Below are 21,859 nucleotides of genomic sequence, written 5' to 3'. Positions count from 1 at the left end.
GGTTGGAGCTCTTCCGCACCCTGACGCTCGCCGCGTTCAGGGTGCGAGAGAGCCCCGCAATTATTACCCTGCCTTGCGCTTTTCATGCTCGCCCTTATCGACTGCCACCAACGTTTCGATCATCGCCCTTGCTGCGGGCGACAACCTGGCCCCTGTCAGACTCACAATCCCGCACTGCGCGTGCATGTTCTCCACGTTGCGTGGCCAGTTACGCCACTGCAGAACCACCAGCGTTCCCTTGGCGATCTCCTCGGCAAACCCCTCCTCCGTGCCGATGCCGATCGCGTTTGATTGCATCACCACTTTCACCAGCGCTGGAAAATGATCGGTTTCGATGGTCGGTTGTGAAAAGTCCAGACGCCCGGTGATGTTGGCAAGCAGCTTGCGAATGCCCGGTGGCAGCAGCGTGGTCGCCAGTGGATAGTCGAACATGTCGTTGGTTGTCAGGCTTTCCCTGGCCAGCAGCGGATGCCCCGGCCGGCAGAAAAACACCCCGCGCTTGGGGGTCAGGGCTTGGGTCTGAAAGTGCGGATCCGTTTCGAACTGACGCGTGTCGGCGATGAAGAATTCGATCTCTTCACGCTTGAGGGCCCGGCCCAGTTTTTCCCAGTTATCCACCTGAAAACAGGTGCGCACTTTCGGGTGGGCATTGACGAATTGCGCCACGGCATCCGGCACCAGATTCATCGCCGGAGCAGGGCCGCAACCGAAGTGCAGTTCGCCGGCGTCGAGCTTGGTCATCTGCATCACTTCGGCGTTGAGCAATGCCGCCCCCTGCACCAGTGTCAGGGCATGCTCCAACACCACCTGGCCTTCAGGCGTCGGGCGCAAATCCTTATTGCCACGGTCCACCAGCATGCAACCGAACTCCTGCTCCAGCCCCTGGATGCTGCGGCTGAACGCCGGTTGAGTGATGCCCATGGCGTCCGCCGCACGGACAAAACTGCGGTGTTCGTTGAGGGCGATGAAGTAGCGCAACTGGCGAAGATCCATATGCTTTTCCGGCATCCTAAAAATAGCTCGAAGGCATTTGCGACGAGGATTGCTTACGGTTTTAAATGCAATCTCTTATTCCGTCAACGAAGCATGCATATATCTAATAGATCGAAATTGAATATAGATAGAGCATAGTTTCGCTGCCGCCAACCGTAAGCAGTCCGATGAGGGTCCACCCATGAGCAACGCCGCTTTAGCTGAAAAACCCGCGGTTCACGCACTTGAAATCCACCCGGTTGCCGGCCGCATCGGCGCTGAAATTCGTGGCGTGACACTGTCCGGCGAGCTGGACGCCAGCACCGTCGAAGCCATCCAGCAGGCGCTGGTGCAGTACAAAGTGATTTTCTTCCGTGACCAGACTCATCTCGACGATCAGCGCCAGGAAGCCTTCGCTCACTTGCTCGGCGAACCGGTAGCGCACCCGACTGTTCCCGTGCGTGATGGCACCCGTTACCTGCTGGAACTCGATGGTGCGCAAGGCCAGCGCGCCAACTCCTGGCACACCGACGTGACCTTCGTCGATGCCTACCCGAAAGCGTCGATCCTGCGCTCGGTGGTTGCGCCGGCATTCGGCGGCGACACGGTATGGGCCAACACGGCCACCGCCTACAACGAACTGGCGCCGGAGCTGCGCGAACTGGCAGACAAACTCGTCGCCGTGCACAGCAACGAATACGACTACGCCGGCGCCAAGCCAGACATTTCGGCGGAGAAACTGGAGAACTACCGCAAAATCTTCACCTCGACCGTTTACGAAACCGAGCATCCGGTGGTGCGCGTGCACCCGATCAGCGGCGAGAAAAGTTTGCTGCTGGGACATTTCGTGAAGCGCATCAAAGGCTATTCACCCGCAGATTCGGCGCACTTGTTCGGGCTGCTGCAAGATCATGTGATCCGTCAGGAAAACCTCGTGCGCTGGCGTTGGAAGGCGGGTGACGTTGCGATCTGGGACAACCGCTCTACACAGCATTACGCCGTGGATGACTATGGGACCCAGGATCGAGTGGTTCGGCGTGTGACGCTGAAGGGCGAAGTGCCGGTTGGGGTCGCGGGGCAACGGAGTGTGACTATTCGGGGCGTTTGAAATCCCGGAGTTTTTCGGTGATTGGGGCCTGCTCGCGATAGCAATCAGTCAATCGCGAGCAGGCCCTACGGGAAAATGGTGTGGGCTCAGGCCTTTTTGGTTCTAGGCAGGAAGATTGCCAACACACCAAACAACGGCAGGAACGAGCACAGGAAGTACACGTATTCGATGCCGCGAATGTCCGCCAGATGCCCCAGCAACGCTGCGCCAATCCCGCCGAAACCGAACATCAGGCCGAAGAACACCCCGGCAATCATCCCGACATTCCCCGGCACCAGTTCCTGCGCATAAACCACGATGGCCGAGAACGCCGAGGCGAGGATGAAGCCGATCACAACGCTGAGGATGCTGGTCCAGAACAGGTCGACGTGGGGCAGGATCAAGGTGAACGGCGCCACGCCAAGAATCGAAAACCAGATCACTGCCTTACGCCCGATCTTGTCGCCAATCGGCCCACCGAAGAACGTCCCCGCCGCTACCGCACCCAGGAACAGGAACAGATGCAGCTGTGAACTGGCCACCGACAGGTCGAACTTCTCGATCAGGTAGAAGGTGAAGTAGCTGGTGAAACTGGCCATGTAGAAATACTTGGAGAACACCAGCAACCCCAGCACCACCAGCGCGCTGATCACGCGGTTTTTCGACAAACCGTGGGTCGCCGCCTGGCCCGCTTTGAGCTTGAACAGGTTCAAATGGTTGGCGTACCAGCGGCTGATCCGATAGAGCACAAACAGCGCAAACACCGCGAACAAACCGAACCAGGCGACATGACCCTGACCGAACGGAATGATGATCGCCGCAGCCAGCAGCGGGCCGAACGCCGAACCCGCATTGCCGCCGACCTGGAAGGTCGATTGCGCCAGGCCAAAACGCCCGCCGGAGGCCAGTCGCGCCACGCGAGAGGCTTCCGGGTGGAAGGTCGACGAGCCGATACCAATCAACCCCGCCGCGAGCAGAATCAACGGGAAGGTACCGACCACCGACATCATCAGAATGCCGATCAATGTGCAGACCGTTCCGGCGGGCAGCAGCCAGGGTTTAGGGTGACGGTCGGTGTAGTAGCCGACCCAGGGTTGCAGCAGCGAGGCGGTCAGCTGGAACGTCAGGGTAATCAATCCGACCTGGATAAAGGTCAGGCCATAGTTGGCCTTGAGCATCGGATAAATCGACGGCAAGACCGACTGAATCAAATCGTTGATCAAATGCGCCAGCGCCACCGCGCCGATGATGCGCATGACCAATGGGCTGCTTTGTGGAGTCGCGGACGCCGGCGCGGTGCCGGTCTGGGCATTGCTGATAGCCATGAGGTTTTCCATACAGCGGATGGGTGCGCACTTGCAGGTGCGTCAATGTGCCATTTTTCAGTGCAGCAGCGCCATCCCCTTAGCCTGCTAACGACCTCGATTTTCATCGCCGAAAAGGTGATAGCGCAACGCCATGGTCTGAATCTTGCCTTGTATCTCCGCTTCAACGCGGACCCTTACAAAGGGGACCGAGAATGGGAAGTTTCGTCACAGAGTCGGCCTACAGAGCTGGCGAGGGTGAACTTTCGAGGCCTTTAAAGAGGGCACAAGCCGTGGTCGCAACGACCTCGGCGCACGCCAATGGTGCGTGGTGTCCAGGGGAGTCATGGGGCATGCAGGCTTTTTTATCACCGGGGATCGGACTGCTGGGGCGTTTCGGTTTCGCCCGCAAATTCCAGTTGTTATTTCTGCTGTTTATTCTGCCGCTGGCGGGCAGCCTGTTAATGATCGGTCAGGACTATCGCGAGAAACTGAGCCTGATCGCCGGCGAACGTGCCGGCGTGAAGCAACTGCTCGCCCTCGATGCACTCGATGACCTGCTCACCGCCCAGCGCGACCGCGCCGCCCGCTGGCGCGCCACGGAAACCAATCGCCAGCCGACGCCCGCCACACTCGCTGCGATGGCCGCGTTCGATGCGGTGCAGCCCGCCGTCACCCAAGCCATCTCGGATTTGGGTAACGCGCTGACAACCGAAGGGGCCGAGGGCGAAACCCTGGCTCGTTACCAAACCCTGCAAGCGGCGCTCAACAGCCTGGACTCAAAGAGCCTGAGCAGCGTCGGCTGGTGGCCGGACGGTTACGATCGTTTCACCCATGCGTTGAGCGCCCTGCAAGCCTTGCGCGAACAGATCGCAATGGACAATCGCCTGACCCTCGCGCCGTGGCTGGAAACCTATTTGCTGACCCAGATTTCCACGCAGCACGCCCCGGACCTGATCGAACGGGTTGGCCGTCTCGCCAGCGTCGGCCAGGCGTCCGTGGTGTCCGGGCAATTCACCCTGCAAAGCCGCCTGCAACTGCGCGACCTGCGCGGGCGTATCGGTGACGCGCGCGAGCAACTGGTGAAAACCGCCAGCCTGCTGGAAGCGCGTTTGCCCAGTGTCCTGCAAACCTGGGCCGGGCAATACCATGACAGCCTCAAGCATCTGGATGCCGGGTTGAAAGTGCTGGATGACGGTGTGTTTGGCAGCAGCATCACCCTCAAGCCGGACGACTTCGAGCGCAGCCTGGACGCCCTGCTCACCGACCTCGCCTCGCTGCGTCAGCAATCGTTGGTGTCGCTGGATCAGCGCCTGGATTACTACCACGGCTCGGCGATTCGTCAGTTCATTGTGGTGGCGGTAGTCTTTGGCTGCCTGCTCCTGGCTGCGCTGTATCTGTTTATCTGCTTGCAGGCTTCGATCCGGCGCAGCGCCAGCGGTATTACCCTGCTGGCCGAAGCTTTGCGCGACGGCAACCTGAGTTTGCAGGTTCCGGTTGAAGGCCGCGACGAACTGGCGGCGATCAGCACGGCGCTCAACGTTGCCGTGGTGCAACTGCGCACCAGCTTGCTGGGGGTCGATCACGAAACCTTGCAGTTGAGCAACGCGGTGCGCACGCTCAATCACCATTCCAGTGGTGCCTTGGGAGAGGTCGAAGCCCAGCAATTGCAGATCAGCCAGATCGCCGCTGCCGCCACGCAACTGGCCGCGACCTCTTTGGGTGTCGCACAAAGTTGCGAACAAGCGTCCGGCAGCGCCCAGCACACCCAACGCATCGCCGCCGACAGCAGCCGTGACAGCCAACGCACCACGGCGAGCATTCAGCAACTCAATCAGCGCTTGAACGACACGGCGGCGGCACTCGGTCGGGTCAGCGAGCAGGGCCAGCAGATTCAGCTGGTGGTGGACACCATTCGTGGCGTCGCCGAACAGACCAACCTGCTCGCGCTCAACGCTGCCATCGAGGCGGCCCGGGCCGGCGAGCAAGGTCGTGGATTTGCGGTCGTGGCCGATGAAGTGCGCAGCCTGTCGCAACGGACGCAGTCTTCAACGGCGCAGATTGCCGGCACGGTCGACAGTTTGCGCAATACGGTCAATGAAGCCGTCAGCCTGATGGAAGCTGCCTGCGGCCAGGCGCAAACCGATGCGCAAGCCGTCACCGGCCTCGGCGAACGACTGGGGGAAATCGCCAGCGCCGTGCAGAGCGTCACCGACACCCTGGCGCAGATCGCTACGGCGGTCGACGAGCAGGCGACCACCGCCGATGAAGTCAGCGGCAACATCCAGCAGGTCGATCAGGCCGCTGTACGTCTGCTCGAAGGCGCGCGCGCGGTGAACCTGGCGGCGGATACCTTGAGTCATGGCAGCAAGGCCCTGAGTGCCAATACCGGGAGATTCCAGCTCGGTTGATGCCCTCCCCCGGTCCGGTTTTTCGGCTCAGGTGGATAAGCGGTTGAAAGCGTAGAGAAATATTTTATATTTACGCTTGACGCATCTGCATTACCGGTGAATAATGCGCGCCACTTGGCTACATAGCTCAGTTGGTTAGAGCATAGCATTCATAATGCTGGGGTCCGGGGTTCAAGTCCCTGTGTAGCCACCAAGTACTAAAAACGGCTTACCGAAAGGTAGGCCGTTTTTTTATGCCTCGAGAAAAGTGCCTCCCTGCGAAAACCTGTGGCGAGGGAGCTTGCTCCCGCTTGAGTGCGTAGCACTCACAAAAAATTGCAGTGCTGCTCGATTTTTGGGGCTGCTACGCAACCCAGCGGGAGCAAGCTCCCTCGCCACAAATGGGGGGCTCTTTGCGTCTCAGACGCGAACCGTCGGCAGCGCCGCCAACGCCCGCTCCCAGATCTGCCACGTACGCAGCCAGACCATCGCCTGCCAGTCGCTGTCGGCGGGATAGAACTGCTCAAGCAGGTTCAACTTGATCTCGCGCCCCACCCCATCACTCGGGTTGCCATGCAGGTGCAGCCATTGGTCATCACGCAGATGCCGGTGAACGTCTGGCCCTGGGTAGGTCCCGCACTCAATCACGAAGGGCATCAAACGCACGTGCGGCACGGCATTGATCAACGCCTGCGAGGTGTAGCCGGTAGCGGTGGCCGCCACACCGGTTTCACTCAGCGTGTCGGCGCCGGTGTGCAAGGTGTAGAGCCATGGGCCATAAATCGCCTGCGCATCGGCCAGCGCGGGATAGGCCTGTTCGGTGATGGTCAGCAACATCGGATGCCCGTACTCCCCGGCGCCCGTGTGCAAGTCGAAACACATGGCGACGTCGGAGTGAGACAGGTGCTTCTGAACAATCTGCTGCAGCGTGCGGTTCGACCAGCTCGGCGCTCGCCCGCCATAAAACAATCCATCGGGGTGGCTGTGCTGCCCTCCCTCGACAATCGACATCACCGCCGGCCAGCCATGCTCGTTGATCTGCGCATTTAGCAAGGCGTCGGCATGATCGCGCGCGGGGCCTTTCAATTCGGTGCAGGCATAGATCTCATGCAGCGCCGCGTAGGCCTGATTGTCCGGCAGCGGCCCGGCGAAGTTCAGGTGATTGCGGTTCAAGTCGATGTTGTCTTCGTTGACCCGCCGCAGCCACGCCGTCCCCCAAGGATTGATCAAGTGGATCATCACTACCGCGACATCCGCCGGCAGCGAGCGCTTGCCCAATTCCTGCAACCACTTGATCTGGCAGCCCGAGCCATAAAAACCTTCGACACCGTGGGTGCCACTGAGCGCAACGAGCAGGCGTTTGGCGGTCGGATCGCCCAGTACCGCCACATCGGTGCTCAACGACTCACCAAATGGCCCTTGAAGCGGATGCGGATACTCAGTCAGCGTTGCGCCTGCCGCGGCCGCTGTTGCCAAAAACAGTTCACGCTGGGCACGGTAGCTGGGCTGGGTGGGAAATTCGTTTTGCATGTCTGCCTCTTGTGATTCTTCTGGCGAGTCGGATGCCCTCGACACTACAGAAAATCCGCCGGCTGATGAAGGACGAAGGCGACTTAACGGTAGGTCTTGGTTTGCGTCGCCTCCTGTCGGTGGTTAGAGTCCACGCATCTTCCTACTGACGGAGTGCCCCGCGTGTTCTCAGCCCTGCACTTGAACCGCTACCGCCTGTCAGCACTTTCGCTGATCGCCGCCGCGTTGACCCTTGCCGCGTGCAACGCCCCACCCTCCTCGACCCTGCCCGTCGCGCCGGAAGCCGCCTCGGGTTTTCGCACCGACCTGCAAACCCGGCACGCCTCGAAACACATGGCGGCCGCGGCAAATCCTCTGGCGGCCGAAGCCGGACGGGCGATGCTGCGTCAGGGCGGTTCGGCGATTGATGCCGCCATCGCGATGCAAGCGGTATTGACCCTGGTCGAACCGCAATCTTCCGGCATCGGGGGTGGCGCGTTGATCGTGCTGTGGGATGGCCATTCCGTACGCACTTACGATGGCCGCGAAACCGCACCGGCCGGTGCCAGCGAAACGCTGTTCCTGCAGCCCGACGGCCAACCGATGCCGTTCACCCAGGCACAGATCGGGGGTCGCTCGGTGGGGACGCCGGGCGTGCTGCGAGCCCTTGAACTGGCCCATCAGAAACACGGTCGGCTGCCCTGGGCGAAGCTGTTCGAACCGGCCATCAAACTGGCGGATGAAGGCTTCGCGATCTCGCCGCGCCTGCATCAGCTTATCACCTCGGATGCGTCCATGAAGCGCTCGCCCGACATGATGGCTTACTTCCGCAATGCGGATGGCAGCCCGAAAGCCGTCGGCGCGCTGCTCAAAAATCCGGCGTTGGCCCTGGCGTTGAAACGCATCGCCCAGGAAGGGCCCGATGCGTTCTACACAGGCGCCATTGCGCAAGAGATCGTCACCAAGGTTCAGGGCCACGCCAACCCCGGCAGCCTGTCGCTCAACGATCTCAAAGGCTACAGCGCCAAAGAGCGTGTGCCGCTGTGCACGGATTACAAACGCTGGCAGGTCTGCGGGATGCCTCCGCCCTCGTCCGGCGGGATCGCCGTGGCGCAGATCCTCGGCACGTTGCAAGCGCTGGAGGCTCGCGACAAGCGCTATGCCCTGGCACCGCTCAAACCGCTCAAGACCGACACGTCAGCGGGCATCGAACCGCCCGCTGAAGCCGTGCACCTGATCTCCGAAGCCGAGCGCCTGGCCTACGCCGATCGCGCGCAGTACGTCGCCGATACGGACTTCGTGCCCGTCCCCGTCAAAGGCCTGGTAGACCCGACGTACCTGGCCAGCCGCGCCGCCTTGATCGGTGATCGCAGCATGGGCACGGCCAGGCCCGGCACGCCTGCGGGCATCCAGGTCGCCTACGCACCCGACCGCTCACCGCTACGAATCTCCACCTCACAAGTGGTGGCGGTCGATGACGAGGGCGGCGCCGTGTCCATGACCACCACCGTCGAATCGGCATTCGGCTCGCACTTGATGGTCCAGGGCTTTATGCTCAACAACCAACTGACCGACTTCTCGTTCATCCCCGAAGAAAACGGGCAAAAAGTCGCCAACCGCGTCGAGCCCGGCAAACGCCCGCGTTCGTCCATGGCCCCGACCCTGATCTTCGACCGCCAGAACGGCGAATTCCTCGCCACCCTCGGCTCCCCGGGAGGCTCGCAAATCATCGAGTACGTCGCCAAATCCACCATAGGCCTGCTCGACTGGAACCTCGACCCGCAAACCGCCATCCGCCTGCCCAACTTCGGCAGCCGCAACGGCCCGACGGAACTGGAAGAGGGGCAGTTCAGCCCGGGATTGATTCAGGCGTTGAAGGACAAGGGGCACAGCGTGAGCGAGATCGACATGACCAGCGGGACCCAGGCGATTGTCCGGGTCAAGGATGCGCAGGGGAAAGCCTCGCTGGCAGGCGGGGCTGATCCGCGACGTGAGGGGGAAGCGTTGGGGGATTGAGTCGTAGTCAGCATGGAAAAGGCTTACCGAGAGTTAGACCTTTTTTCATGATTTTTTACTGTTTGTTGAAAAACTCAACGCCTCCCAGCGTTTACGCTGGGACACCATTATTTCCATTCAGCTTTCGACTTAGTGCAACCAGAAAATAGAGATAATTATTATCTCCATGTCGAAAATAGCCTCTTAAATAGGGCCTATTGAGGGCATCATTAGAGATAATCCTCCGTGGCCTAGAGAAAAATTCCCCATGCCTGAATTTTCCCACCATGACCTCCATCTCCTTAATCCGACTTTCGACTCCCCGTTAGTGGACGTGTTGAGCGAACTGGAACACCTGCGACGGCTACGGCTCGAAGGAGATACACCCGCCCCGGTGTTTTTCCAACTCAAGGATATCTTCCATACCTTGGAAAGCCTGGGTTCAGCTCGAATAGAAGGTAACCACACAACCCTGGCCGACTATCTGGATAACAAAATCGAGGGCAAGGCCGCTGATAGCGACCAATTGCGTGAAGTGGCCAACATCGAAAAAGCCATGAGTTACATCGAAGAAATCATGCGCCCGGGCGAACCGCTGACAGAGCGGATCATCCGCGAAATCCATGCTATGACTGTCGAAGAATTAGAGCGCGAAGGCGATAAAACTCCAGGTGCCTACCGTCAAACCCCTGTGCGAATAGCGCAATCGGAACACCTTCCACCAGAGGCTGTTCAGGTAGCAGGATACATGCAGGAACTGGTGGCCTTCATAAATCAGGATGACCTGCCGAAGTACGACTTGATGAAAGTTGCCTTGGCGCATCACAGATTTGGATGGATTCACCCATTCGGGAACGGAAATGGTCGAGTAGTTCGCCTCCTCACCTACGCACTTCTGATGAAATACGGGTTTAACGTAAACACGGGCGGCCGAGTTCTGAATCCCACCGCCGTTTTCTGCAATGATCGCGAACGCTATTACGCAATGCTCGGCGTTGCTGACACGGGGACAAAAACAGGTCTCGAAACCTGGTGCATCTATGTGCTTAGAGGGGTGAAGGAAGAGATCGCCAAGGTGGACCGACTCACCCACTACACCTACCTCAAGCACTCGATTCTTTTGCCTGCGGTGGCGTTCGCTCGTCAACGCGAATGGATTACCAAAACTGAAGAGGCGGTTCTGGAAACGGCAATCACGGAAGGGATTGTTAAATCTGCAAGTCTGACGAGCAGACTGCCGGGCCTAACTGCCAGTCAACGCACTTATCTGATCAAAAAACTGGTTGGCCAAGGGATGCTCCTTCCGATCAATGAAGGAGCAAGGCAATACACCATTGGGTTCTCAAATAACTATCTGATCAGAGGCGTAATCAAGGGACTTAGAGAGCAAGGATTTATCCCTGCTCCACTGGAAAACCCTTGAAGGTTTATCAAGCCGGCACACCCAAAATAATATGCGACGCCTTGATCACCGCCGTCGCGCTCACGCCCGGTGCCAGCCCCAGTTCTGCCACCGCCTGGCGCGTCACGATCGAGTAGACCTCAGTACCGCCGTCGAGCTGGATGACAACTTCGGCGTTCACTGAGCCGTCGATGACGCTGGTGACTTTGCCTTCCAGGCAGTTGCGGGCCGAGAGGCGAATGTCGCTGGATTCGGTCATCAACATGACCCACGGCGCCTTGACCAGCGCGACCGCTTCCTTGCCGACCGCCAGGCCCAGGTTCTTCACGCTTTCCATGGTCACCACGGCCACCAGTTCATTACCACCCGGCAGCTTCAGCGAGACTTCGGCGTTGACGGCGCCTGGCTGCAATTGACTGATGGTGCCCTTGAAGACGTTGCGTGCGCTGACTTTCATGACGTTACAGCCTCGAATGATTATTGTTGGAATACGTTTAGCGAGAGATCTTCAGCGCCTGCCGCGCCTTGTGTTTCTCCAGCGCCAGATCGATCAAGCGGCTGACGAGGTCGCTGTAACTCATGCCGGCGGCCTGCCACAACTTGGGGTACATGCTGATGCGGGTGAAACCGGGTAGCGAGTTGATTTCGTTGATCAGCACTTCACCGCTGTCGGTCAGGAATACATCGACCCGCGCCAGCCCGGAACAGCCCAGGACGTGAAACGCGTCGACGGCCATGGCGCGAATGCGCTCGCTCGCTTCGACGCTGATATTAGCCGGGACCACGACTTCTGCCGCTTGAGCATCAATGTATTTGCTGTCGTAAGAATAGAACCCGCTACGCACAACGATCTCGCCACAACCGCTGGCAACGGTGTCCTCGTTGCCGAGTACCGCGCATTCAATTTCGCGGCCGCTGACGGCGGATTCGACCAGCACTTTTTCATCGAACCCCAGGGCCAGCTCGACCGCCGCCGCGTATTCAGCTTCGTCAGTCACCTTGCTCACACCCACGGAAGAGCCTTGGTTCGCCGGTTTGACGAACAGCGGCAGGCCCAGCTTGCCCTGCACCTCGGCAAAGCCGATTCGTGTTGCCGTGGCGCGGGTCAAGGTCACGAACGGCGTGACCGCCAACCCGGCATCGCGCAGCAGGCGTTTGCTGATGTCCTTGTCCATGCAGACCGCCGAGCCCAGCACATCGGAGCCGACAAACGGCAGATCGGCCATGCGCAGCAAGCCTTGCAGGCAACCGTCCTCACCCAGGGTGCCGTGGACAATCGGGAAAATCACATCGACGTGCCCCAACAGTTCCTGGCCAGAGGTTTCTACCAGTTGCTGGCTGGCCTTGCCCGGCACGACGGCCAGTTCGCGGTTGGATCGGTTAAGGGCGATCAACGCCGGGTTTTCCTGGTTGAGCAGAAAATTCGAAGGGTCGTTGAGGTGCCAGTGCCCGTGTTTGTCGATGCCGATCAACACCGGCTCGAAGCGTGAGCGATCCAGTGCATCGACAATATTTTTCGCCGATTGCAGCGACACCTCGTGCTCAGCCGAACGCCCGCCAAAAATGATCCCCACCCGCAGCTTGCTCATCAAAACTCCTCAACGATTGGTCACCAGATGCGCACCGAACAACAAGTAGCAACTGCCGGCAAAACGATCCAGCCATTGGCGTGAACGGCTGTAAACGCGAGCCATCCGCCGGCTGGAAAAGATCAGCGCCACGCTGCAATACCAACTGAACGACAACGTCGCCATCGTCAGCACGGCCAGCGCCAGCAGCGTCGGAGGCACGGTCGCGGGCATGGCCGTGGCGAAGATGGTCGCGACGAACAGCGCTGCCTTGGGATTGGTCATATTGCCCAGAAAGCCCTGGCCATACACCGACAGCAAGGTGCGACGGCCTTCTTCGCCAACCGCGCCGCTAACGTCAGCTACCAATGGCGGTTTGCGTTTGAACTGCTTCAAGCCCAGGTAGATGAGGTAACAGCCACCCGCAATTTTGAAGCTCAGGTAGAGCGTCGGCGCCGCGCTGAACAACGACTTGATGCCCAGCCCTCCCGCCAGCCCCCAGAGGACAGTGCCGGTGGCCACGCCCAGCGAGGCCACCACGCCGTGGCGCTTGGAATGATTGGCCGCCAATTGTGCGACGTTGAAAAAGTTCGGTCCCGGCGTCACCACCGCAACCGTCCACAATAGCGCCAGCGACAACAATGGCGCGGCATAGCTCAAGTGAGAGATGTCCATGGTTCAGATCGCAGTGGCTTCAGAGATGTGCACCACATTGCAACATTCCCTCTCGGTTTTCCACCCGCCCGGGGCCTTCCGTCAGTCAGAAGACAGGCGGCGGGTCACTGGGTTAACGTGTTCGGCATCAGGTTCAAGACAACGACACCATGGCCAAGCAAACGCCTCCCCTCGACTGGTTCTACCGCGCGCCCGACATGGGTGGTTTGCAGCGCTTCGAGGCGTTTTTTGCGGGCCACGGCTATGACCTTCACCGCCACGACACCTATGCCATCGGCCGCACCCTGGCCGGCGTGCAGCGTTTCCAGTACCGCGGCGGCTGGCGTCACAGCCTGCCTGGCGGAACGATGGTGCTGCACCCGGACGAAGTCCATGATGGCGAGGCCGGCACCGAGGTCGGGTTCAAATACCGAATGATGTACATCCAGCCGGCGCTGATCCAGCAGATGCTCGGCGGTCAGCCGCTGCCGTTTATCAAAAACGGGCTGTCGACCGACCCTCGATTGTTCGCTGCGACCGACGTGCTGCTGCGAAGCCTCGACGCCCCACTTGATCCACTGGAAGAACAGGACGCGCTGTTCGATCTGGCGCAAGCCTTGAACAGCGCCAGTGGCGTCACCACGGCCCGCACCGGCTTCGACTATGTGGCAGCGGAGCGCGCGCGGGAGTTTATTCACAGTGCCCTGGACCGTACCGTAACGCTTGAAGAACTGGCGCATCACAGCGGTCGGGACCGCTGGAGTCTGTCACGGGATTTTCGCCTGTTATTTGGCACCAGTCCTTACCGCTACCTGACGATGCGCCGACTCGATCTGGTCCGTTCGTTGCTGACTCAGGGCGAGTCGCTGGTCAGTGCAGCGCTGATCGCCGGCTTCACCGATCAGAGCCACATGTCCCGGCAATTCAGCAAGACCTACGGCCTGTCGCCAGCCCGCTGGATGAAAATGCATCGCCGCTGAGCCACGCACAATCGTACAAGAAGCGCACCTTGGCACTGACTATCGTGGTGACACGATCAATCACGAGCGCCGCGTCATGAAAATCTACGACAGCCTGAATTTCGCTGAAAAAATCTCCCGGATCGACTCACACTGGACGCCTCGCGTCATCGCCGAAATGAACGACTACCAGTTCAAGGTGGTGAAGCTGCTCGGGGATTTCATCTGGCACGACCACCTGGACACCGACGAAACCTTCATCGTTCTCGAAGGCCAGTTGCGCATCGACTTTCGCGATGGCCACGTGCTGGTGAACGCCGGCGAAATGTATGTGGTGCCCAAGGGCGTCGAGCACAAACCCTCCGCTGAGCACGAGGTGAAACTGCTGCTGATCGAACCCCGAGGCGTGTTGAACACCGGTGCCAAGGGCGGCGAGCTTACGGCCGAGAACGACATCTGGGTGTGAAGCTTTACGGCTGCAGTTCCTTGCCGTCCACCGGGTCGCCAATCTTCAGGAAATGACCGCCCGCCACGTGATGCAAGGTGCGCAATGCATCTTGCCCCTCGAAGTGCCAGCGACCGTCGCTGAACACACGTTCGTCGGCCTGGGCGGCAATCACTTCGGCGAGGAACAGATCGTACTGCTGGTGATTACCGGGCTCAGGCAGCAACCGGCATTCCAGCCAGGCGACGCACCCTTCGAGCATCGGTGCGTCGACCAGCTCCGCGGCGAAGGTTTGCAAACCATAGACCTGAAACTTGTCCCGGCCTTGGTCCCGATTCAGTTCAAGGCCGGACGTCGAGCCGACGGTCTGGACAATGTCGGCCTGAACCGCGCAAGGCACGTTCAAGACGAACGTGCCTGAGGCTTCCAGCAATTGGCGGGTCCAGGTGGATTTGTCCAGCACCACGGCAATTTTCGGAGGTTCGAAATCCAGCGGCATCGCCCAGGCGGCAGCCATGATATTGCGCTGGCCGTCATGGGCCGCGCTGACCAGCACGGTCGGCCCATGATTGAGCAGGCGATACGCCTTGGACAACGGAACCGGGCGGCGGTGGGAAACGCTCATGATGGCTGCTCCTGGAAAAGAGCCGATTGTAGCGATATCCGCCCGGTTGGCATCAAGTCGATAGCTGATTGGCAAACTGCCCGACCGCGTTCACCACTTTCTTCGCCCCGTCCTGAATCTCGACGATCACGGTCCCCGCCTCGGCCGCCAGCGCCAGGCCCTGTTCCGCCTGAAGCTTGCCATCGGTAATCAGGGCCACGGCGTTGCGGGCCATGTCCTGGTTCTGACGCACCACGCCGACAATTTCATCGGTGGCCTGGCTGGTGCGCGAAGCCAGTTGGCGAACCTCGTCAGCCACCACGGCAAAACCACGCCCTTGTTCGCCTGCCCGGGCCGCTTCGATAGCAGCGTTGAGCGCCAGCAAGTTGGTCTGTTCGGCAATGCCACTGATGGTTTTGACGATGGTGCCGATCACCAGCGATTGCTCGTTCAGGGCTTCGATACCATCGCCAGCGGTTTGCATGTGCTTGGCCAGGTCACGCAACACATTCACCGCTTGTGTTACCACGGCATTGCCGCGCTGGGCACTGTTGTCGGTTTGCTGGGAAGTGCTGTAGGCAATGTTGGCCGCATCAGCCACGGCCTGCTCCTGATTGACCTGATCGGTAATCACCGTGGCGAACTTCACCACTTTGTAGAGTTTGTTATTGGCATCCACCACCGGGTTGTAGGAAGCCTCCAACCAGACTGTGCGACCGTGGCTGTCGACACGTTTGAATCGGTCGGCGACATACTCGCCGGTGTTCAAACGGCGCCAGAAATTCTGATACTCGGCGCTGTTGTAATCCTCCGGCAGGCAGAAGGTACGGTGATGTTTGCCCTTGATTTGCGCGAGGCTGTAACCCATACCGCTGAGGAACCGATCGTTGGCTGTCAACACGCAGCCATTGAGATCGAACTCGATCACAGCCGTCGAACGCACCAGCGCGCCGATCAGGTTTTCGTGTTCGCGGGAGGCTTCGATGGTGCGCGTCAGGTCGCTGGAATAGATCGAGAATCTCTGGATGCGGCCACCTGCGCTGCGTATCGGCTGCACTATCGAGCGCAACCAGGCTTCCTGGCCATTGCCGCGCAACAAGCGCACCGCACCGGCGAAGTGCTCGCCACGGGTCAATGCAACCTTGAAGCGGTGGTGAAAATCATCGGACTTCACGTGGGCCGGGACGAAGTCTTCGATGTGTTGGCCGACCAGTTCGCTGCTCTTGTAGAACATCTCACCGAGAAAGTTTTGGTTGGCCGATAGCACCCGTCCTTCGTCATCGAGGGTCAGGACCAGCATCTCGCTTTCCAGACTTTCCTTCACTTGCTGAAGGCAGGAGAGTTCTTCGCGAAGAGCCGACAACTCTTCCTTCAAGCGTTTGTTGAACATGGGAAAGCACCGATGGACAGGGATAGAAAGCGGAATGCAGCCTAGCCATCGGCTTTGGAAATATTTTCTGAAGTGCTTTTACGGTTTGTCCTACAAAAAAGTGGCGGCGAGCAGGTTGCCGCCTTGACTCAGATCGCGCCTGCGGCCGGGCAATGTCCCGTTCTGGGCAGGCGCGCGCCAAAATACGCGGCGCTGCTTACGCCGACCGCGCCCATCACCGCGCAAAACATCACGCAGATCCACGGGCTCCACGGCATCAGACCGATCAGCAACAGCGGCGTGAGACTGGCCCACGTGGCGTAGGCAATGTTGTAGGTGAATGAAATGCCCGAGACGCGAATCCGCGCCGGGAACAGGCTGACCATCACCGACGGCACCGCGCCGACGACCCCGCACCCCAGGCCCGCCACCGCGTACGCCAGGCCAACCCATTCACCACCGCCAATCAGGCAGCTGTAGAGCACGCCAATCCCCAGCGGCAGCAACAGGCTGTACACCATGACCGTCCGCCAGGCGCCGATGCGGTCGACCAGCAGTCCGGCGAGCACGCAGCCAATGTTCAAAAAAACGATACCGAGGGCGCTGAGGGCAAAGGTATGGCCGGCGGTCATGCCGAAGGTTTTCTGCATCATGGTCGGTGTGATGACCACGAACACCACCACCGCCGACGTCAGCACGCAGGTGAGGATAAGCGCCGGCAATATGGCCAGGCGATGTTCACGCAGGACGGTGCGCAGCGGCAGTTCGACCGCCGCCTCGCGCTGCGCCTGCAGGGCCATGAACACCGGTGTTTCGCTGAGCCAGCGGCGCAGCCAGACACCGATCACTCCGAACACGCCGCCCAGCAGGAACGGGTAACGCCAGGCGTAATCGAGGATTTCGGCGGGCGTGAACGCCTGTGCCAGGAACGTCGCCGTCAATGCGCCGATCAAGTAGCCAAAGGTCAGCCCGGCCTGCAAAAAACCCAGGGCATAGCCGCGATGGCCGACCGGTGCATGCTCGGCAACGAACACCCAGGCACTGGGCACTTCGCCACCGACCGCCGCGCCCTGGAGGATGCGCAAGGCCAACAGCAGCAGCGGCGCGAAATAGCCGATCTGGGCGTAGGTCGGCATGATGCCGATCAGCAGGCACGGTAGCGCCATCAGCAAAATGCTCAGGCTGAACACCTTCTTGCGCCCCAGTCTGTCGGCGAAGTGCGCCATCAGAATCCCGCCCAATGGCCGCGCGAGGTAGCCGGTGGCAAAGATCCCGAAGCTTTGCAGCAGGCGCAGCCATTCGGGCATTTCCGGCGGAAAGAACAGCTGACTGAGGGTCAGGGCGAAAAATACGAAAATAATGAAGTCGTAAATTTCCAGCGCGCCGCCGAGGGCCGCGAGCCCCAGGGTTTTGTAGTCCGAGCGACTGAACGGCGTCGGGCGCGAGTCGGTGTTGGCAGTCATGAAGAGAACTCTGGCATAGGCAAAAAACCAAGGCGCCCATGGTCTACGCAAACGCGCCCACGGACAACCCGTTAGACCATAGTCCCATACGCCTGAAACAGCGCCGCAAAAAGCCTCCTATTGTTTTACTGTGGGCGCCTGTCCAAACGGGCCTTTGCCGCCCTGAAGACCACAACAAACATAAAAATTCGAGGTACTCCCGTGGCCGCTGATATCGAAGATAGCCGCTATGCCCGCTTTGCCCTGCGCTGTTCAAGTTTTGCCGAAAAGTGGTTCCCCGATTCCTGGGTGTTTGCTGCGCTGGCGGTGATTATTGTCGCCGTGGCGACCATGGCCATGGGCGCCAAGCCCACCGATGCGGCCATGGCGTTTGGTGACGGGTTCTGGAGCCTGATCCCGTTCACCATGCAAATGGCGTTCGTGGTCATTGGTGGTTATGTGGTGGCCAGCTCGCCACCGGCGGTAAAACTGATCGATCGTCTGGCGCGCATTCCGAAAAACGGCCGTTCCGCCGTGGCCTGGGTCGCGCTGATTTCCATGGTCGCGTCGCTGTTGAACTGGGGTCTGTCGCTGGTGTTTGGCGGTTTGCTGGTCCGCGCCCTCGCCCGCCGTACCGATCTGAAAATGGACTACCGCGCCGCCGGCGCTGCGGCCTACCTCGGTCTCGGTGCCGTGTGGGCCCTGGGCCTGTCGTCGTCGGCCGCGCAATTGCAGGCCAACCCGGCCAGCCTGCCACCGTCGATTCTGTCGATCACTGGCGTGATCCCCTTCACTCAAACCATTTTTCTCTGGCAGTCCGGCGTGATGTTGCTGGCCTTGATCGTTATTTCGCTGATCATTGCCTACGCCACCGCCCCCGGCCCGAACACGGCGCGTGATGCCAAGGCGTGTGGCATCGACCCAAGCTTCAACCTGCCGCCGCTGCAACCGCGCACCCGCCCCGGCGAATGGCTGGAACACAGCCCGCTGTTGACGATCCTGCTGGTGCTGCTGGCCGCTGGCTGGCTGTTCCATGAGTTTTCGACCAAACCGGCCATCAGCGCCATCTCGGGCCTGAACACCTACAACTTCCTGTTCCTGATGCTCGGCGCCCTGCTGCACTGGCGCCCGCGCAGCTTCCTCGACGCCGTGGCCCGTGCGGTGCCGACCACCACGGGCGTGCTGATCCAGTTTCCGCTGTACGGCTCGATCGCGGCGCTGATGACCACGGTCAAGGGCTCAGACGCCCAGACCCTGGCGCACCACATCTCGACGTTCTTCGTCAGCATCGCGTCCCACGACACTTATGCGCTGCTGATGGGGGTGTACTCGGCCATCCTTGGCTTCTTCATCCCGTCCGGCGGCGGCAAGTGGATCATCGAAGCGCCGTACGTCATGCAAGTGGCCACCGACCTGAATTACCACCTGGGCTGGGCCGTGCAGATCTACAACGCCGCCGAGGCCCTGCCGAACCTGATCAACCCGTTCTACATGCTGCCACTGCTGGGCGTGCTGGGACTGAAGGCTCGGGACCTTATCGGATTTTCGTTCGTGCAATTGCTGGTGCACACGCCGCTGGTGCTGTTTTTGCTGTGGGCGTTGGGGACGACGCTGACGTATACGGCGCCGGTGATGCCGTAAAAAGAGTTGATTGCACCTGCTCTGAAGCGGGTGCAATCAGGCTTGATCGGTGGGTAACACCTTCAGAAGCTCAGGCAACGCCGTCTGAACGGTGTCCCACACTACTTCCAAATTGATATCGAAGTAGCCATGGGCAATGCGATTACGCATCCCCCTCATACTGCGCCATGGCACCTGGGTATTCTGGGCAGCGTACTCGGCGTAGCGATCCATGATCTTGGTCGCGGCCTCTCCAATAATGATGAGACTCATGATGACGGCTTGCTGTGTACGTTTATCGTCGAAGAACTCTTCTTTACTCAAACCTTCGACAAACACCAGAGCATCGCCTGCGGCCTGACGCATATGATCCAGGTAGTCGGCGAGTCGGTTATCGGTCATACGGGGCGAGCCTGTTCAAGCACTTTCTGGCGAAACTTCAAAGGAAGATCTGCCGGCGTCAGCAGATCAACGCTGACCCCGAGTAAATCTTCGAGCTCTACTTGAAGCCCGCCCAAGTCGAAAAGCGTGGCACCAGGAAGAGCATCTACCAGTAAATCCAGGTCACTGCCCTCTCTATCCGTGCCGAGTAATGCGGAGCCGAACACTCGTGGATTGGAGGTGCGAAATCTTCCGACGACTTCGCGGACGGCTGCTCGTTTTAGATCCAGTGCAATAGACGGTTTCATAATTGGCCTTTGCCAAGTCCGGTATTGCGCCAGTCTAGCAGTGCTTGGGCAGGGTAAACACCGCACAACCTGTAACCCCTCTGTCACATCCCGCTGCTAGCGTCCCGCCGAAACATGTTGCAACAAACTCGGCAAAAGGGATTCGGCATGAACGACGAAAAAGACGGCAGCGACGTACCTTCCCCTGAATCCGACAATCCCGCCGACACCAGTCGCCGACGTTTCCTCGGTGGTGTCGCAGTCCTTGGCGTGGGCGCGACGCTTTCTGCCTGCGGTAGCCCGAATGATGAATCAGGCAAACCGGTCGAACGTCCTTTATCCCCGGCGGAGCTGGATAAAGCCCTGCACGATCAGGTGAAAACCGTGGTCGTGATCTACGCCGAGAACCGCAGTTTCAACAACCTGTTCGGCGACTTCCCCGGCGTCGAGAAACCGTTGTCCGCCCTCAAGCCGGCGGACTATCAACAACGTGATCGCGACGGCAGCCTGTTGCAGACCTTGCCGCCGGTGTGGGGCGGCGTGCTGCAGATTGGCCCGCAAACCCTGGATGGCGTCACGTACCCGAGTGAAACCCAGTTTCAGGAAAATCTGCCCAACGCACCGTTCGCCCTCAAGGGCCCGAACGCCGAGGACTTGCCGTTTGGTCTGGTGACGCGTGACCTGTGGCATGTGTTCTACCAGAACCAGATGCAGATCAACGGCGGCAAGAATGACGGCTTCGTCGCCTGGGCCGACTCAGGCGGGCTAACCATGGGCCACTACGCGCAGAGCCGCTATTCCCTGCGACTGTGGGACGTTGCCCAGGAGTTCGTGCTCTGCGATAACTTTTTCCAGGGAGCGTTCGGTGGCTCGTTTCTCAACCACCAGTACCTGATCAGCGCGACCGCACCCTTCTACCCTGACGTCGCCAACTCGGTGGCCAAGTCGATGATTGCGGCATTGCAAAGCGCCGATCCGGCAGACCCACGCCTCAAGCCGCTGGAGAAATCCCCGGCCAGCGCCATGACCGGGCCACCGCAATTCGGCCCCAGCGCGCTGACGCCGGATGGCTACGGCGTCAATACGCTCGCCCCACCCTACTGGCCGACGTGGATTCGCGACCCGGAACGCCCCGAGTACTCCAAGCCTGACTTGCCGAACGTCATGGTTCCACAAACCCACGAGCACATCGGCGACAAGCTCTCGAAAAAGAACATCGATTGGGCTTGGTACGCCGGTGCCTGGCAGGCGACGCTGGACCAATACAAGGATTCGGGCGGCATTCCGAAAATCCCGAACTTCCAGTACCACCACCAGCCGTTCAACTACTTCAAGCAGCAAGGCCCGGAGAACCCGGCGGAGCGCAACAAACGTCTGCGGGATGCGGGGCTGGGCGACGAATCGAGCAGCAACAAATTCTTCGCCGATGCCGAGGCCGGCAAGCTGCCGGCGGTGAGTTTCTACAAACCCCAGGGCAACCTGAACATGCACGCCGGTTACGCCGATGTGGCCTCCGGCGACCGGCACATTGTCCGCGCCCTGAAAGTGCTGCGCGAAAGCCCGCAGTGGAAAAACATGGTGGTGGTGGTCACGGTCGACGAGAACGGTGGCTGGTGGGATCACGTCACGCCGCCCAAGGGCGATCGCTGGGGGCCGGGCTCGCGGGTGCCGGCGCTCGTGGTGTCGCCGTTCGCGCGCAAAGGCACGGTGGACCATACGGTATATGACACGGCGTCGATTCTGCGCTTGATTACCCGGGTATTCGGTCTGGAGAAACTCGACGGGCTCAAGCAACGCGATGAAGCGATGATCGCTCGCGGGCAGAAGGCGATGGGGGATTTGACCAACGCCCTGCATTTTACGGGCTGAAT

At 60.1% G+C, this 21,859-nt stretch carries 18 protein-coding genes, 1 tRNA gene and 2 pseudogenes; 9 read left to right on the top strand and 12 right to left on the bottom strand.

The window, feature by feature from the left end; translation table 11 throughout:
* Nucleotides 1-63: 63 nt before the first annotated feature.
* Nucleotides 64-993 carry a LysR family transcriptional regulator gene (locus tag EJA72_RS00350; protein WP_157709576.1) on the bottom strand — a complete coding sequence of 310 codons (930 nt, stop codon included), beginning with the start codon at nucleotides 991-993 and terminating at the stop codon, nucleotides 64-66.
* A gap of 181 nt (nucleotides 994-1,174) precedes the next feature.
* On the opposite strand from EJA72_RS00350, the gene EJA72_RS00345 reads away from it, so the two are divergent.
* Nucleotides 1,175-2,080, top strand: a complete 906-nt coding sequence (locus EJA72_RS00345; protein WP_157709575.1) for a TauD/TfdA family dioxygenase — start codon at nucleotides 1,175-1,177, stop codon at nucleotides 2,078-2,080.
* Between the two features lie 86 nt (nucleotides 2,081-2,166).
* Here the strand turns inward: EJA72_RS00345 and EJA72_RS00340 are convergent, their stop codons facing one another.
* Nucleotides 2,167-3,384, bottom strand: a complete 1,218-nt coding sequence (locus EJA72_RS00340) for an MFS transporter (protein WP_157709574.1) — start codon at nucleotides 3,382-3,384, stop codon at nucleotides 2,167-2,169.
* Nucleotides 3,385-3,716: 332 nt separating this feature from the next.
* Here EJA72_RS00340 and EJA72_RS00335 point away from each other — a divergent pair, with 332 nt between their 5' ends.
* Together EJA72_RS00335 and EJA72_RS00330 are read left to right on the top strand one after the other, a co-directional pair.
* Nucleotides 3,717-5,774 (top strand): methyl-accepting chemotaxis protein, encoded by a 2,058-nt coding sequence (locus EJA72_RS00335; protein WP_157709573.1) that lies wholly within the window; start codon nucleotides 3,717-3,719, stop codon nucleotides 5,772-5,774.
* A gap of 116 nt (nucleotides 5,775-5,890) precedes the next feature.
* Nucleotides 5,891-5,967 (top strand) — tRNA-Met (locus EJA72_RS00330).
* A gap of 206 nt (nucleotides 5,968-6,173) precedes the next feature.
* On the opposite strand, the gene EJA72_RS00325 is transcribed toward EJA72_RS00330, so the two are convergent.
* Nucleotides 6,174-7,283 carry a DUF2817 domain-containing protein gene (locus tag EJA72_RS00325; protein ID WP_157709572.1) on the bottom strand — a complete coding sequence of 370 codons (1,110 nt, stop codon included), beginning with the start codon at nucleotides 7,281-7,283 and terminating at the stop codon, nucleotides 6,174-6,176.
* A gap of 162 nt (nucleotides 7,284-7,445) precedes the next feature.
* On the opposite strand from EJA72_RS00325, the gene ggt reads away from it, so the two are divergent.
* Both ggt and EJA72_RS00315 read left to right on the top strand, forming a co-directional pair.
* On the top strand, nucleotides 7,446-9,278 hold the full coding sequence (gene ggt / locus EJA72_RS00320) for a gamma-glutamyltransferase (RefSeq protein ID WP_178128947.1): 1,833 nt from the start codon (nucleotides 7,446-7,448) through the stop codon (nucleotides 9,276-9,278).
* A gap of 247 nt (nucleotides 9,279-9,525) precedes the next feature.
* Nucleotides 9,526-10,680, top strand: a complete 1,155-nt coding sequence (locus tag EJA72_RS00315; protein WP_157709571.1) for a Fic family protein — start codon at nucleotides 9,526-9,528, stop codon at nucleotides 10,678-10,680.
* Between the two features lie 7 nt (nucleotides 10,681-10,687).
* Here the strand turns inward: EJA72_RS00315 and EJA72_RS00310 are convergent, their stop codons facing one another.
* From EJA72_RS00310 to EJA72_RS00300, 3 genes are read right to left on the bottom strand one after another with little or no spacing between them, the layout of a single operon-like run.
* Nucleotides 10,688-11,116: a molybdopterin-binding protein gene (locus tag EJA72_RS00310; RefSeq protein WP_157709570.1), complete on the bottom strand. Its 429-nt coding sequence runs from the start codon at nucleotides 11,114-11,116 to the stop codon at nucleotides 10,688-10,690.
* A 37-nt stretch (nucleotides 11,117-11,153) separates the two neighbouring features.
* A complete protein-coding gene (gene ddlA, locus EJA72_RS00305) occupies nucleotides 11,154-12,248 on the bottom strand; it encodes a D-alanine--D-alanine ligase (RefSeq protein WP_157709569.1) in 1,095 nt (364 codons plus the stop codon).
* 9 nt (nucleotides 12,249-12,257) lie between these two features.
* Entirely contained in the window at nucleotides 12,258-12,902 is a 645-nt protein-coding gene (locus EJA72_RS00300) for a LysE family translocator (protein ID WP_157709568.1), read from the bottom strand.
* Between the two features lie 149 nt (nucleotides 12,903-13,051).
* Here EJA72_RS00300 and EJA72_RS00295 point away from each other — a divergent pair, with 149 nt between their 5' ends.
* A complete protein-coding gene (locus tag EJA72_RS00295) occupies nucleotides 13,052-13,861 on the top strand; it encodes an AraC family transcriptional regulator (RefSeq protein ID WP_157709567.1) in 810 nt (269 codons plus the stop codon).
* 76 nt (nucleotides 13,862-13,937) lie between these two features.
* Nucleotides 13,938-14,306 carry a cupin domain-containing protein gene (locus EJA72_RS00290; RefSeq protein ID WP_157709566.1) on the top strand — a complete coding sequence of 123 codons (369 nt, stop codon included), beginning with the start codon at nucleotides 13,938-13,940 and terminating at the stop codon, nucleotides 14,304-14,306.
* Between the two features lie 4 nt (nucleotides 14,307-14,310).
* Here the strand turns inward: EJA72_RS00290 and EJA72_RS00285 are convergent, their stop codons facing one another.
* The 4 genes and pseudogenes from EJA72_RS00285 to EJA72_RS00275 form a co-directional block, all read right to left on the bottom strand.
* Nucleotides 14,311-14,910 carry a flavin reductase family protein gene (locus EJA72_RS00285; protein ID WP_157709565.1) on the bottom strand — a complete coding sequence of 200 codons (600 nt, stop codon included), beginning with the start codon at nucleotides 14,908-14,910 and terminating at the stop codon, nucleotides 14,311-14,313.
* Nucleotides 14,911-14,962: 52 nt separating this feature from the next.
* Nucleotides 14,963-15,400: pseudogene (locus EJA72_RS29575) on the bottom strand (methyl-accepting chemotaxis protein); the annotation flags it as partial.
* A 150-nt stretch (nucleotides 15,401-15,550) separates the two neighbouring features.
* A pseudogene (locus tag EJA72_RS29570) lies at nucleotides 15,551-16,189 on the bottom strand (PAS domain-containing protein); the annotation flags it as partial.
* 218 nt (nucleotides 16,190-16,407) lie between these two features.
* Nucleotides 16,408-17,721 (bottom strand): MFS transporter, encoded by a 1,314-nt coding sequence (locus EJA72_RS00275; protein ID WP_157709563.1) that lies wholly within the window; start codon nucleotides 17,719-17,721, stop codon nucleotides 16,408-16,410.
* A gap of 201 nt (nucleotides 17,722-17,922) precedes the next feature.
* Between EJA72_RS00275 and EJA72_RS00270 the strand changes: the two genes are divergently transcribed.
* Complete coding sequence (locus EJA72_RS00270; RefSeq protein WP_178128946.1) at nucleotides 17,923-19,341, top strand: TIGR00366 family protein; 1,419 nt, start codon at nucleotides 17,923-17,925, stop codon at nucleotides 19,339-19,341.
* 36 nt (nucleotides 19,342-19,377) lie between these two features.
* On the opposite strand, the gene EJA72_RS00265 is transcribed toward EJA72_RS00270, so the two are convergent.
* Both EJA72_RS00265 and EJA72_RS00260 read right to left on the bottom strand, forming a co-directional pair.
* Nucleotides 19,378-19,722: a DUF86 domain-containing protein gene (locus EJA72_RS00265; RefSeq protein WP_157709562.1), complete on the bottom strand. Its 345-nt coding sequence runs from the start codon at nucleotides 19,720-19,722 to the stop codon at nucleotides 19,378-19,380.
* Complete coding sequence (locus EJA72_RS00260; protein WP_157709561.1) at nucleotides 19,719-20,009, bottom strand: nucleotidyltransferase family protein; 291 nt, start codon at nucleotides 20,007-20,009, stop codon at nucleotides 19,719-19,721. The genes EJA72_RS00265 and EJA72_RS00260 overlap by 4 nt, the downstream gene beginning before the upstream one ends.
* A gap of 147 nt (nucleotides 20,010-20,156) precedes the next feature.
* Between EJA72_RS00260 and EJA72_RS00255 the strand changes: the two genes are divergently transcribed.
* On the top strand, nucleotides 20,157-21,857 hold the full coding sequence (locus tag EJA72_RS00255) for an acid phosphatase (RefSeq protein WP_157709560.1): 1,701 nt from the start codon (nucleotides 20,157-20,159) through the stop codon (nucleotides 21,855-21,857).
* The last annotated feature ends 2 nt before the right edge of the window (nucleotides 21,858-21,859 follow it).

It is taken from the genome of Pseudomonas sp. PB120 (genome assembly GCF_009761815.1).
Lineage (GTDB): Bacteria > Pseudomonadota > Gammaproteobacteria > Pseudomonadales > Pseudomonadaceae > Aquipseudomonas.
Note: the sequence above shows the minus strand (reverse complement) of the source record. Positions and strands in the feature narration are given on the sequence as shown.

Excerpts from the sequence above, each read along its gene's own strand:
- EJA72_RS00345 (WP_157709575.1), top strand. The coding sequence starts at position 1,175 with ATGAGCAACGCCGCTTTAGCTGAAAAACCCGCGGTTCACGCACTTGAA.
- EJA72_RS00260 (WP_157709561.1), bottom strand. The coding sequence starts at position 20,009 with ATGAAACCGTCTATTGCACTGGATCTAAAACGAGCAGCCGTCCGCGAA.
- EJA72_RS00285 (WP_157709565.1), bottom strand. The coding sequence starts at position 14,910 with ATGAGCGTTTCCCACCGCCGCCCGGTTCCGTTGTCCAAGGCGTATCGC.
- ddlA (WP_157709569.1), bottom strand. The coding sequence starts at position 12,248 with ATGAGCAAGCTGCGGGTGGGGATCATTTTTGGCGGGCGTTCGGCTGAG.
- EJA72_RS00275 (WP_157709563.1), bottom strand. The coding sequence starts at position 17,721 with ATGACTGCCAACACCGACTCGCGCCCGACGCCGTTCAGTCGCTCGGAC.
- EJA72_RS00350 (WP_157709576.1), bottom strand. The coding sequence starts at position 993 with ATGGATCTTCGCCAGTTGCGCTACTTCATCGCCCTCAACGAACACCGC.
- EJA72_RS00290 (WP_157709566.1), top strand. The coding sequence starts at position 13,938 with ATGAAAATCTACGACAGCCTGAATTTCGCTGAAAAAATCTCCCGGATC.
- EJA72_RS00315 (WP_157709571.1), top strand. The coding sequence starts at position 9,526 with ATGCCTGAATTTTCCCACCATGACCTCCATCTCCTTAATCCGACTTTC.
- EJA72_RS00325 (WP_157709572.1), bottom strand. The coding sequence starts at position 7,283 with ATGCAAAACGAATTTCCCACCCAGCCCAGCTACCGTGCCCAGCGTGAA.
- EJA72_RS00335 (WP_157709573.1), top strand. The coding sequence starts at position 3,717 with ATGCAGGCTTTTTTATCACCGGGGATCGGACTGCTGGGGCGTTTCGGT.
- EJA72_RS00295 (WP_157709567.1), top strand. The coding sequence starts at position 13,052 with ATGGCCAAGCAAACGCCTCCCCTCGACTGGTTCTACCGCGCGCCCGAC.
- EJA72_RS00300 (WP_157709568.1), bottom strand. The coding sequence starts at position 12,902 with ATGGACATCTCTCACTTGAGCTATGCCGCGCCATTGTTGTCGCTGGCG.
- EJA72_RS00265 (WP_157709562.1), bottom strand. The coding sequence starts at position 19,722 with ATGACCGATAACCGACTCGCCGACTACCTGGATCATATGCGTCAGGCC.
- EJA72_RS00340 (WP_157709574.1), bottom strand. The coding sequence starts at position 3,384 with ATGGCTATCAGCAATGCCCAGACCGGCACCGCGCCGGCGTCCGCGACT.
- EJA72_RS00310 (WP_157709570.1), bottom strand. The coding sequence starts at position 11,116 with ATGAAAGTCAGCGCACGCAACGTCTTCAAGGGCACCATCAGTCAATTG.
- EJA72_RS00255 (WP_157709560.1), top strand. The coding sequence starts at position 20,157 with ATGAACGACGAAAAAGACGGCAGCGACGTACCTTCCCCTGAATCCGAC.